We start from the raw sequence: 12,531 nt of genomic DNA, 5'->3' as shown, positions 1-12,531 counted from the left end.
CATGGCGTTTTCAATTGAAACCAGAAAAGAAGAAATTGAACGTTTAAAAAATGAAAAATTAGATTTACTGGTTATCGGAGGCGGCATTACCGGAGCAGGCGTTGCTCTTCAGGCCAGTGCAGCTAAAATGAAGACAGGCTTGATTGATATGCAAGACTTTGGTGGAGGTACCTCATCACGGTCTACCAGACTTGTACACGGTGGTATTCGCTATCTGAAGACTTTTGATGTCCAAGTCGTTTCTGATACAGTCAAGGAACGTGCGGTTATCCAGCATATTGCTCCGCATATGACCCAACCTGATCCTATGATTTTGCCAATTTATGACGAACCAGGGACAACTTTTACTATGTTCTCGGTAAAAGTAGCAATGGATCTTTATGATCATTTAGCAGGTATTGAAGGAAACTCACCTTTAATTAAATATGCCAACTACATGATGGATAAGGAAGAAACATTAAAACGAGAGCCACAATTAAATAGTGAGAACTTGCAGGGTGCAGGTGTTTACTTGGACTATCAAAATAACGATTCCCGCTTAGTAGTAGAAAATGTTAAAAAAGCGCATGAATTAGGATGTCTGGCTGTTAGTCGCTTGAAGTGTATAGCAATTTTACATAATGATCAAAAACAAGTTAATGGCGTTCGGGTTCATGACAATTTAACTGGTGAAGAATTTGATATTCATGCTGATGTTGTTATTAACACTTCAGGACCTTGGTCAGACTTGGTAAGACAAGAAGATAAAGAAGTTTACAAGAAACCGCGTTTGCGTCCTACAAAAGGTGTGCATCTGGTAGTTGACCAATCCCGCTTGACTGTGCCACAACCAACATATTTTGGCTCTGGTACGGCTGATGGCCGAATGATTTTTACCATTCCTAGAGAAGGCAAAACTTACTTTGGTACTACAGATACTGATTTTTCCGGTGATTATGCTCATCCAACAGTAGAACAAAGCGATGTAGATTACTTGTTAAATATCATTAATAAAAAGTATCCTGCGGCTCATTTAACAATTAACGATATTGAAGCCAGCTGGGCTGGCGTACGGCCTCTGATTGAAGTTGAAGTTGAGGGTAACGAAGCTGCAGATGCGGCAACAGGTGCCAGCGTTTCTGATAGTACTTCAGCGCCATCTGCAGTATCACGTGGTAGTTCGTTAACCGAAGCAGAAGATGGATTGATCACCTTAGCCGGCGGTAAGCTGACAGATTACCGCATCATGGCCAATGGTGCAATGAAGAAAATCCAGCAAAAGTTTCATGATGAGTTTTCTAAAAACTTTACGTTGCAAGATTCAGCTGAAATTAAAGTTGCTGGTGGCGATTTTGATTCTGACAATGCAGAAGCAGAACTTGCTCGTATTGCTAAAGATGGTGTGGCTGCCGGCCTTGCAGCTGATGATGCAAAAGAGATTGCAAACCTATTTGGCTCTCAGGCGGAGCAAATTTACGATTATGCCCAAACAATCAAACCAGAAGAAGGATTGAGTATTGGTGAAACTGCAGCTCTTGATTACTCGCTGGCAGAGGAAATGACATTAACACCAGTTGACTATCTATTAAGACGTACTTATCATATTTTATTCAAGAGTGATACATTAGACCAAATAAAGAATGGCGTGATTAAACACATGTCTGATTATTATGGCTGGGATAAAGCTCAAAGAGAAAAATATGAAAACGAGTTGGAACATGAGATTGCAGAATCAAGACTGGAGGGATTAAAGAGTAAGAGAAAGTAGCAGAAAACATTAAAAATAGTAGTAAATTATTCCCCATTTAAAAAGCCTGTCAAATCAATCTGACAGGCTTTTTCTTTGGCCTTTTTAAAGCAATATATTAAAATAAACGAGATTATTTATTATAAGTATTTTATAAGGATATTAACTCTTAAAATAATAACAATTGTTTTCATATTTGAAAAAATAGTTTTAAATTTATAGTTTAAAAGCTTAAACTAATAGTGAGGTGATCATAATGGAACCATTTTTTCTTACCCCATATTTTAGACCCAAAATTTGGGGCGGACGCAAATTAAAAACCATTTTTAATTACGATATACCAGATGGTAAAGTAGGTGAAGCTTGGGTTATTTCCGGTTATAAGGATGATGCTTCAACTATTACAAATGGTGACTTTAAAGGACAGAGTTTACGTACAGTGTATTATGAAAATCCGGAACTGTTTGGTAACCCCAAGAGTAAGGAGTTTCCACTTCTCGTAAAATTTCTGGATGCCAATGATAATCTATCTGTACAGGTTCATCCCAACGATGATTATGCCCGCAAAGTAGAAAATGACAGTGGAAAAACAGAAAGCTGGTATGTTTTACAGGCAGATCCAGGCTCATATCTAATATATGGTCATACTGCTAAAACACGTTCTGAACTTGCGGATATGATTCACAAGGGCGAGTGGGAAAAATTGTTGCGCAAGGTTCCTGTCAAAGCCGGAGACTTTTTCTATGTCCCTTCGGGAACGATACATGCTTTGACTAAAGGGATTTTAGTCATTGAAACGCAGCAGTCAAGTGATGTTACCTACCGTTTATATGATTATGATCGTGTAGATCAAAAGACTGGTAAAAAAAGGGAGCTGCACACGCAGAAGTCAATTGACGTCACTCAAGTACCTCATGTGGATCCTAAACTTAAAATAACATCTAGAAGAAATCAAGATGCCATCATTAAAACCTTGGTGGAGCCACCATTGTCTCCTCATTTTTATCTGTGGCAAATAGATTTAAATGGACAGTGGAATACTGGCTTAAATGGGCATCCTTTCTTATTAGTAACAATTATTAATGGTTCAGGTACAATTGAGTGTGAAAACAAGACTTTTAATTTATCTATTGGCACAAATATGATAATTCCGAATAATATTAAGGAATTTAAATTTTCAGGTAATATGAAAATGGTTATTTCTACTCCTGGTAATCAGGATTAATTCTTAAGGTGGAAAGGAAAAGAGAATGATTTATATTGCGTGCGGTTCGATTATTATGGTAGTTGGACTGTTATGGCTGATATCGCCTCCAAAAAGACCACGTCCATTTTATAGTTATTATTCCTACTTGGCCCAAGTTAATAAAGCTAGTTTCAAATTTGCTCAACACAAAGCAAGTTACTATTTTATTATATTTGGTTTAATCCAATTAGTATTGGGGATTGGAATCCATTTACTTAAATGGGATCGATATTTTTTACTTTGGCTGCTGACATTTTATCTTTTCATTATCTTTCCAATCATGGCTACAGAGAAAAGTTTAAAAAGCTTTTTGCAAAAGCGTCATGAACTGCCAGCAGATTACATAGACCCTGACAAAGTAAAAAAGGAGAGAACAAAAGGATTTAGGGACCGGAAATGAAACTGAAAATTTTAATGGTCGAGGATGATCAGTCAGTTGCAGAAATGATGGAGATGTTCTTTGAAAAAGAAGGATGGACCACGGATATTGCAACTGATGGAGAACAAGCCGTTAAAATGTTTGCTAAAAATCCAGATCAGTATGATTTAATAACATTAGATCTTAACTTGCCAAAAAAAGATGGCATAGAAGTTGCTAAAGAAGTTTGTGCAATTTCACCTACCATACCAATTATCATGTTGACTGCTAGAAGTAGTGAGGAAGAGCAGATTCAAGGATTTAATGCTGGTGCTGATGACTATGTGTCTAAACCATTTAGTCCATTAGCTTTAATAGCCCGCATTAAGGCTTTACAACGTAGGATTAGAATTGATGATAAGCAGGAACAAACGAAAGCGGTAAAAAATACTGAAAAATTTGATGTTGAAACTGATCACATCAAAATTTCTAAAAGTCGGCGTGAGGTGCTTTATGATGGTCAATATGTTGAAAATATTACACCTAAAGAGTTTGATTTACTCTATACTATGGCACAGAAGCCCAAACAAGTATTTTCTCGTGAACAATTATTAGAGTCTGTCTGGGGTTATGATTATTATGGTGAAGATCGCACCGTGGATGCACATATTAAAAAACTGCGCCAAAAATTGGAAAAAGTAGGTGCAAATGTCATCCAAACCGTTTGGGGCGTTGGCTATAAATTTGATGATTCGTAGGTTTTAACATGAAGTTAATTTATCAGCATATGCTTAGTTTTTTACTAATCATTCTTACTACGGTATCAATAATCGGTTTTTCTGAAATAAATAATGCAACTAAACAATCATATGAATATAATTATCAGAGAATGGAGGATTTTGCCTCAGCTTTAGGTACTTTAGCCGCAAGCGATGAAAAAAATGGCTCAGCCATGTTAAACCCCAAATTTTTGCATAAATTGGAATTCGTTCTTCATAGCGATAGGGTTTATCTTAGTGTTTTTGACAAGCATGGTACTCAAATCTATCCTGAGAAAAATGAAGACATACGCCTAACTTCAAAGCGCGTTATGCAATTAAAACAGGGAAAGAAGCTTCACATCAAAAATAATAATGAGGCTCTTTCCAGCTTAGGGCATAAAAAAGATGCTTGTACCGGTGTTCTTTTACCATGGAAAGACAAAGGTAAATTTATTGGTGCGATTTGGTTAGGTGTCCGAGTTGCCAAGGTTGAAAAGCCAGTGACTATAGCCAAGCAAAATTTATTTAGTGCTCTTGTTTCGGCAATAATTGTGGGCTTGATGCTTAGCTTTATTCTTTCTTTTTATGCAACTGACAGAATAAAAAAGCTGTCACGAGCTACTAAGAAAGTTGCTGCTGGAGATTTTGACGTCCAAACAAATTATAGTGGCAATGATGAGATAACCCAGCTTGCTGACAACTTCAATCAAATGGTTCGCGTTTTAAAGAAATCAAACCAAGAAGTTAAGGAGCAAGAAAAAAGACGTGATCAATTTATGGCTGATGCGGCTCATGAAATGCGTACTCCTCTGACTACCATTAATGGTATTTTAGAGGGCTTGCAATATGATGCTATTCCTGATAAAGCAAAGCCTAAATCTATTGACCTGATGAATAGGGAAACTAAGCGTCTGATCAGATTAGTTAATGAAAATTTGGATTATGAAAAAATTCGTAATAATCAAATAAACTTAGTCAAAACCACCTTTAATGCTAGAAAAACGCTAGATGATGTGACAATGCAGCTTAAACAAAATGCTGCTAAGGTCAATGATACTATTACTATCAATGCACCAAGAGATTTACCAATTTATGCTGATAAAGATCGCTTTACTCAAATAATGGTCAATTTGGTCCAGAATGCAATTCAGTTCACTTCTGATGGCGAAATTCAAATAAGTGGCTATCGGGTGGCTCATGCAACAACTATTATTGTTGAAGATAATGGGATTGGGATGAATCAACAACAAATTAAATATGTTTTTGAAAGATATTTTAAAGCCGATCCGTCTCGTAGCCGCTCAGGAAGAGGAGAATATGGCTTAGGACTGTCGATAGTTTCTTCTTTGATCAAACAACATGGTGGCAAAATTACTGTGCAGTCAGAAATAAATCATGGAGCTGAATTTACAATTATTTTATTTGATCGTGGATATGAACAATATCTCGAAAACTAAAAAATCATTTCCGAGTTTGGAAATGATTTTTTGCTGCTTAGAATTTATTCGCTATCTTTTGTTGCCTCATGCCAGACCTTTGCCGTTGCTGGAATGGTTCCCAGGCTGGTAAGGTCGTCTTTATTAACTACGATTAAGTTGTTAGGTCCTTTAGCTAAATTATTAAAACTGTCCAAACTCTGATTTTTAAAATAGCCGTCACTTGCTTTAGCCAGGCTGGCTTGCAATTGATCTATCCGATATGCTTCAGCATCTGCTTCTGTTTTGACAGCTTCCGCCTTAGCTTTAGCGGTTGCAATTAAAGCATCGTTTTTGGCTTTTGTAGTCAGTTCAATATTTTTAGCTTCACCTTCAGCTTTTTCAATAGCTGCTATTTTTTCACGATCGGCAGTTAACTGCTTGTCCATAGCTTTTTGAATTTCAGTGCTGGGCAAAAGCTCATCAATGTTGACCCTGACTACACGAATGCCATAAATGTCCGTTAAATCACCAATAGCATCGGACAGCTGACTATTAATGCTACTTGTTGAACCTAGAGCATCATTTAGATCCATCCGTCCAATAATATCTCTTAAATGACCACGGATTAGTTCCACCATTGACTTTACCGAGTCGGTATTATTGTAAAAATACTTATAGGAATCAGTTACCAAGTAATTTAAGGTTAAGCTGGTAGTAATTTCTGCGTTGTCTTTGGTGATAATTGAATACTTCGAAATTTCTGCCGGAAACATTGCTAGGGAAACTTTGCGTAACCTCTGTATTACGGGGATGATTATTACTAAACCAGCTTTTACTGTTCTGGAATATTTTCCCAATGTTTCTATTAAACCTTCATTGTTTTGCGGGACAACACGGCACATAGAAAATAATAAAAGCAAAATTAGCACAACAATTATGAAATATTTCATCTTAACCTCCAAAATTAAAAAATAATGATTATTTCTTAATTATATGACTTTTTACGATTTTTACTAGGCTTAATCTGCTTTTCAGTTAAATGATTGCCAGAAACAGATTCCGGAATTGTTGTGATTTCTTCTTCACGACCCTTAAGCTCTGTAGCATCTGTTTTGTATAGTCTGGTAGTAGATCTACGCTGCTTGCTTATCAGTGCTGTTGACTTGTTTTTTAATTGTTGTCTGATGTCTTCCATCTGTTTGTAATTGGTTAAATAGTCAAACTGTGTGGGTTCGACAGGCTTAAATCCGCTCGGAGTGTAAAAACGTAACAAATTATGATTATTTAACAAGTCAGAGTATTTCAGTGACTTCTTGCCTTCTTTGGCCAATTTTGTGATTTCATATTTTTCCTGTTCAGTAAAATTAATGATCTGCTTGCCGCTTTGGCGGTCGTAAACAACGCCTTTTAAGCCTTTACCACCAATAATAATATATTTTTGACTAACAATAGTGCCGTTTCTAAAAGTAAGCCAGGGGCGATATTTTGGCGCTAGCAAATCACTGCCAAACTGAATATAATTGCGATTTGAAACTCCTAGAAGATGGAGCAAAGTCGGCAAAACATCTATTTCGCCTGCGACTTCCTGTTTGATTTTTCCCTTTAAATTTGGAGCATGAATCATGAAAGGTACACGTTGCATCTGGACATTATTATAAACATTCCAAGTATCAGAACTTTCACCTACAATTGGTGCCAAAGTTTCGTTTTCAGAATTAGTTAATCCGTAATGGTCGCCATAGATTACAACCATGGTATTTTTAATCAAACCTGATTTCTTCAAGTAATTGAAAAACTCGCGAATAGATTGATCCAGATAATGAGCAGTTTCAAAATAATTGTTAATTGAATTGTCTGAGCTATCACTGGTTTTGAAGCTCGGATCCAGATCCTCTTCATCCATGTCAAAGGGGGTATGATTTGTAACGGTAATAAACTTGGTATAAAAAGGTTGCTGCATCCTTTCTAAATATTTGATGCTTTCAGCAAACATAATTTTATCTTTGATGCCATAGCCAATATGATCATTTTTATCATGGCTAAAGTAATTTTGATCAAAGAAATAGTTATAACCCATGTTTTTATAAACATCATCACGGTTCCAAAACGTGCCAACATTGCCATGAAATACGGCAGAAGTATAGTTGCCATGTTGACGCAAAATTTGAGGAGCAGCCTGAAAAGTATTTGAGCTGCCCATGGCAGTGAATAAAGACCCGTCAGAAATACCATAGGTGCTGGTTTCCAGCATGTTTTCTGCGTCACTGGTGCGGCCAATTCCAACTTGGTGGTAAAAATTGGCAAAACTTAATGTATGTTTATTGTGATAAAGTGAATTGAGATAGGGAGTAACTTCCTTACCATTAATTTTTAAATCAATTAAAAACTGTTGAAAGCTTTCTAAATGGATTATTATTACATTTTTGCCCTTTTCTTTACCAAAATATTCTGTATTTACGGGTAATTTGTTTTTTTGAGTATAAGCCAAAATCTTATTTAAATCAGCTGTATTGGCATTTTTATTTACCTGCTCAGTTTGTTCATTTTTAACAGCATCATAAACCGTGTAGGTATCAATACCGAGATATTTAACAATGTATGAACGATCGAATGTGGTACCTAGCAAGCGTGGTCTAGAAGATTCAGCCAAAAAGACATTCAGCACTAAAATTAAAGCACCAACTGAAGTAACAGCAAAAGGTGTAAGAAGGCCAAAGGATTTTTGATCAATTCTGATTTTGTGAGCAATCAGTAATATGATTATGATGATAAGGTCAAGCCACAATAACAAGTCAGAAGGTTGAAGCAATGCGACTGCACTTTTTCCTAAACCAGGAGCAACTTTTCCAGCATTAGTAATAGTCTTTACGGTAATAAAATCGGAAAATTGCCGATAATAAAGAACATTAGCGAATAACAGGCCAGAATTTGCTACATCAAGCAGGACCATTGCGCAATATGAAATGACAGGCTTGGAAAAATATAATCCGATGCTTATTAATAAAATTGCACTACCAACAGGACTTAACCACATGATAATATGTTGGTAAGGATCTGAAATACCCAAATTGAAATCATGGTAGGCGGCAAAAATGTATTTGAGCGCAAATAAAACAACCAGAAGGCAGAAAAAGCCTATACGAGTCTGAATGAAGTTAGTCAGATTTTTTTTATTCAAAATGAACTCTCCCTTATCAGACTATTTTAAAAGTTTCTGTGCTTTTAGACAATCTTTTCCGTTTTGTTAGACCTTTTTTAATAATTAATTGCGGAAACTTGAGTATAATTTAAATGAACTATATTTTAGGAATTGAATCAGAATGATATTTTTAGGACCATTATATAACCTGCTTTCGCAACTTTACGCTACTAAAATCAATCATTTTGCTTTGATTAAGTTAATTGTACTGGCACTGGATAAAACTATTTTTTATTTTCTGTTTTTTATGGTAATACGCTTAATCTGGCTAATGACTATTAGGAGTCGGCGTACAATTAAATCCGAGGCGTCAGTATGGTTATTTGCTTTTTATTTAATTTTAGTACTGATGTTGACTACTTTTCGTAACACTTATTTTCCCTGGAACCTGACTTTTAATCTGCACAGGCCTTTAAACGAAATAAATTTTGTCTTTTTGAGGGAAACATGGAAAATGTATCATGCCCCTAGCAGGCTAGATTTTGTATACAATTCTTTGGGTAACATCCTGTGCTTTATTCCATTTGGATTTTTATCGCCCTTTGTTTTTTCAAAAAAACAAACCTTTTGGCGTGTTGTTCTCGCTGGTATCATTTTTTCAGTATTTATTGAAGGGATGCAGTTTTTACTGGAAACTGGAGTTACAGATATTGATGATGTGTTCTTTAACAGTTGCGGAACGGTAATTGGATATTTCTGCTATTGGCTGGTAATGATAATTAGGAGAAAGACGGGTAAAACTAACTAAAAGCACTGGTATTTGTAAAATAAGATTGCTAAAATGTTCTTGTGAAATGAATATTTAATTCAGTAAGGAGAGCGTGATTATGAGTTTAATTAAATTTGATGGTACAAAACTGACACCATTTGTTCACGATAATGAACTAGGCGAGATGCAAGCTTTAGTTAACGTTGCCGATAAAGAACTTAGAGATGGTTCAGGTGCAGGCAATGATTTTCTAGGTTGGGTCGATTTGCCGGTTAATTATGACAAAGAGGAATTTGCCAGAATCAAAAAAGCAGCCCAAAAGATTCAAGGTGACTCTGAAGTTTTAGTTTGTATCGGTATTGGTGGTTCATATTTAGGCGCTCAAGCAGCTATTGAGTTTTTAAATGGTGCATTTTATGGCAAGGGTAAAGAAAAATATCCTACTGTTGTATTCTGCGGCAACTCCTTATCAGGCTCATATTTGCATGATTTGATTGAATGGCTCGGTGACAAGGACTTTAGTGTTAATGTTATTTCTAAATCTGGTACTACTACTGAACCAGCTGTTGCTTTTCGCATTTTTAAAGATAAATTAATTGAAAAGTATGGCGCAGATGAGGCTAAGAATAGAATCTTTGCTACAACAGATCGTGCTAAAGGTGCTTTAAAAACTGAAGCAGATGCTGAAGGTTATGAAGAATTTGTTGTGCCGGATGATATTGGTGGACGTTACAGCGTACTGTCAGCTGTTGGTCTGTTGCCGATTGCAGTTTCTGGTGCCGATATTGACCAATTAATGAAAGGCGCTGCTGATGCCAGAGCAGAGTATACCAATACAGATTTAAGTAACGCGACTCCTTATCAATATGCTGCTTTGCGTAATATTCTTTATCGCAAAGGCTACACCACTGAAATTGTTGAAAACTATGAACCAACTTTAAGAATGTTTAGTGAATGGTGCAAACAATTAATGGGAGAATCAGAAGGAAAGGATAATAAAGGTATTTGGCCAGCCAGTGCCAACTTTACGACTGATTTGCACTCATTGGGTCAATATATTCAAGAAGGCCGCAGAAATCTTTTCGAAACAGTTATTAGAGTTGAAAATCCAGCAAATGATGTCAAAATTCCTTCTGACGATCGTAATTTAGACCAATTGAATTTCTTATCTGGTAAAAGCTTAAACTTTGTAAATGAACGTGCCTATGAAGGAGTTGTTCTTGCTCACACTGATGGTGGTGTTCCTGTTATGACAGTTAATATTCCTGATCAAACGGAACACACTTTAGGTTACTTAATTTACTTCTTTGAACTGGCAATTGCTGTTTCTGGCTATGTTAATGGCATTAATCCATTCAACCAACCTGGTGTTGAAGAATACAAGCGTAATATGTTTGGTTTGCTTAATAAACCGGGTTACGAAGAATTACACGATGACCTAGCAAATAGATTTAAGCAGGAAAAATAATTTTTAATTATTGAAACTTTTTTAAAATAAGATTAAGATAAATATATGCTTACTTTACATGAGTTATGTTTATATCAGAAAAAGACATATCATCCTGTACATTGTATTTATTCATATTAACCATTATGGAAAGGGTAAAAGTTTTTGGCTTTTAGCCTTTTTTATTAAGGAGATTTAATTTTATGGCAGAAAAGAAAGAAACACCCAAGCGGGTTTTGGCAATTATCAGTTGTGCTTTAATGGCTTTTGTTTCCATTTTGACAGAAACAAGTTTAAACGTTACTTTTCCCACATTGATGAAACAATTTCACATTGGTTTGGGTTTAGTACAGTGGACGACAACAGGGTATTTACTAACAATTTCTGTAATTATGGTTGCAAGTTCTTATTTAAATGAGCGTTTTTCAGCAAGGCAACTGTTTTTAACTGCCGCAATTGCATTCATTGCCGGTTCAATTGTAGCTGCTTTTGCCTCTAATTTCTGGATCTTACTTGCAGGTCGGATAATTTCTTCAATCGGAGCAGGATTATCAATACCATTAATGTTTAATATGGTTGTAGAACTAATGCCGCAAGAAAAATGGGGCTTCTATATGGGCTTGACTGGTTTAGTCATTATTCTTGCACCATCTTTAGGCCCTACATTTGGCGGTACAGTTGTTTACTATTTTGGCTGGCCACTAATTTTTGAGATTGTAGCGGTAATTGCTGTATTTATTATGATTTTGGGTTTATTCGTAATTGAACAATACCATGAGAAAAAACATCCGAGTTTTGACTGGCTAAGTTATATTGTTATTGCTAGTGCAATGGTAATTTTTAATTTAGGTTTCAATAGAATCAGTAATGGTTTTACAGATATCGGTTTTTGGCTCAGCATGATTATCGTGGTAATTTTGGTATACGCATTTATAAAACTGTCACGGTCTAGCAAAAAGAAGCTGATTAACTTGAACATTTTCAAAAACAAACCCTTTATTTTTGCCATGATATCTTATCTACTATTGCAGTTTATCAATATTGGCACCAGCTTTGCGATACCGAATTATGTGCAAATTGTTAATCATGCCAGTTCTTTAATCGGAGGCTTGGTTTTACTTCCGGGTTGTATTATCAGTGGTATTTTAAACCCTTGGTTTGGTCATATTTATGATAAAAAGGGTGCACCATTGCCACTACTTACTGGAACAGCATTCTGCTTAACGGCCTGTTTGCTTTTTTCATTGTTTAGTTTGAAAATCAGTACGCTGATGGTTGGTGTTTTTTATGGCATTATGATTATTGGTCGCCAGATGGCGTTTAACAATACTATGGCTGAAGCATCGAAATTACAACCAGAAGAATTGCATACCGATGCGACCGCAGTCTTTCAAACTGGTCAACAGTATGCTGGATCAATGGGAACAACAGTAATGGCAGCTATTATTTCATCTTGGCAAAAAAGACCTGGTAATTATGCAGCACTTACGGCCCAGGGCAGTCAGGAAGCATTCTTATTTCTGACTTTTGTCAGTGTGATAATTTTGCTCAGTTATTTAAACTTATTCAGACTTGAGAAGAAATTGAAATAAATTGTTAAAAACACCTGTAATAGTAACTTCATTAGCAATAGGATGAAGTTACTTTTTTTATTACCCAATCGATTA

The 12,531-nt window shown here is 35.9% G+C and carries 10 protein-coding genes; 8 read left to right on the top strand and 2 right to left on the bottom strand.

The genetic code is table 11. The features are described 5' to 3' along the window. Window position 1: 1 nt before the first annotated feature. From AAA926_RS02600 to AAA926_RS02580, 5 genes are all read left to right on the top strand, one after another. Entirely contained in the window at window positions 2-1,747 is a 1,746-nt protein-coding gene (locus tag AAA926_RS02600; protein ID WP_338211755.1) for an FAD-dependent oxidoreductase, read from the top strand. Between the two features lie 235 nt (window positions 1,748-1,982). Then, window positions 1,983-2,951, top strand: coding sequence for a mannose-6-phosphate isomerase, class I (gene manA / locus AAA926_RS02595; RefSeq protein ID WP_198179476.1), 969 nt, complete (start codon window positions 1,983-1,985; stop codon window positions 2,949-2,951). Window positions 2,952-2,976: 25 nt separating this feature from the next. Then, the gene (locus AAA926_RS02590) at window positions 2,977-3,372 is read left to right on the top strand and encodes an SdpI family protein (RefSeq protein ID WP_045927923.1); all 396 of its coding nucleotides are present in this window, start codon (window positions 2,977-2,979) and stop codon (window positions 3,370-3,372) included. After that, window positions 3,369-4,088, top strand: a complete 720-nt coding sequence (locus AAA926_RS02585; protein ID WP_198179474.1) for a response regulator transcription factor — start codon at window positions 3,369-3,371, stop codon at window positions 4,086-4,088. The genes AAA926_RS02590 and AAA926_RS02585 overlap by 4 nt, the downstream gene beginning before the upstream one ends. A gap of 8 nt (window positions 4,089-4,096) precedes the next feature. Then, window positions 4,097-5,548 carry a sensor histidine kinase gene (locus AAA926_RS02580; RefSeq protein WP_338211754.1) on the top strand — a complete coding sequence of 484 codons (1,452 nt, stop codon included), beginning with the start codon at window positions 4,097-4,099 and terminating at the stop codon, window positions 5,546-5,548. 44 nt (window positions 5,549-5,592) lie between these two features. On the opposite strand, the gene AAA926_RS02575 is transcribed toward AAA926_RS02580, so the two are convergent. Both AAA926_RS02575 and AAA926_RS02570 read right to left on the bottom strand, forming a co-directional pair. Next, window positions 5,593-6,459, bottom strand: coding sequence for an SPFH domain-containing protein (locus tag AAA926_RS02575; protein WP_338206567.1), 867 nt, complete (start codon window positions 6,457-6,459; stop codon window positions 5,593-5,595). Between the two features lie 35 nt (window positions 6,460-6,494). After that, the gene (locus AAA926_RS02570; protein ID WP_338211753.1) at window positions 6,495-8,687 is read right to left on the bottom strand and encodes an LTA synthase family protein; all 2,193 of its coding nucleotides are present in this window, start codon (window positions 8,685-8,687) and stop codon (window positions 6,495-6,497) included. A gap of 142 nt (window positions 8,688-8,829) precedes the next feature. On the opposite strand from AAA926_RS02570, the gene AAA926_RS02565 reads away from it, so the two are divergent. From AAA926_RS02565 to AAA926_RS02555, 3 genes are all read left to right on the top strand, one after another. Next, on the top strand, window positions 8,830-9,456 hold the full coding sequence (locus tag AAA926_RS02565) for a VanZ family protein (RefSeq protein ID WP_338211752.1): 627 nt from the start codon (window positions 8,830-8,832) through the stop codon (window positions 9,454-9,456). A gap of 79 nt (window positions 9,457-9,535) precedes the next feature. Next, the gene (locus AAA926_RS02560) at window positions 9,536-10,885 is read left to right on the top strand and encodes a glucose-6-phosphate isomerase (RefSeq protein WP_338211751.1); all 1,350 of its coding nucleotides are present in this window, start codon (window positions 9,536-9,538) and stop codon (window positions 10,883-10,885) included. 182 nt (window positions 10,886-11,067) lie between these two features. Continuing rightward, window positions 11,068-12,456 carry an MFS transporter gene (locus AAA926_RS02555; protein WP_338211750.1) on the top strand — a complete coding sequence of 463 codons (1,389 nt, stop codon included), beginning with the start codon at window positions 11,068-11,070 and terminating at the stop codon, window positions 12,454-12,456. Window positions 12,457-12,531 lie beyond the last annotated feature (75 nt).

The sequence above is a fragment of the Lactobacillus juensis genome (genome assembly GCF_036246285.1).
Classification (GTDB): Bacteria; Bacillota; Bacilli; order Lactobacillales; family Lactobacillaceae; genus Lactobacillus; species Lactobacillus juensis.
This window is presented reverse-complemented; position numbering and strand designations above follow the sequence as displayed.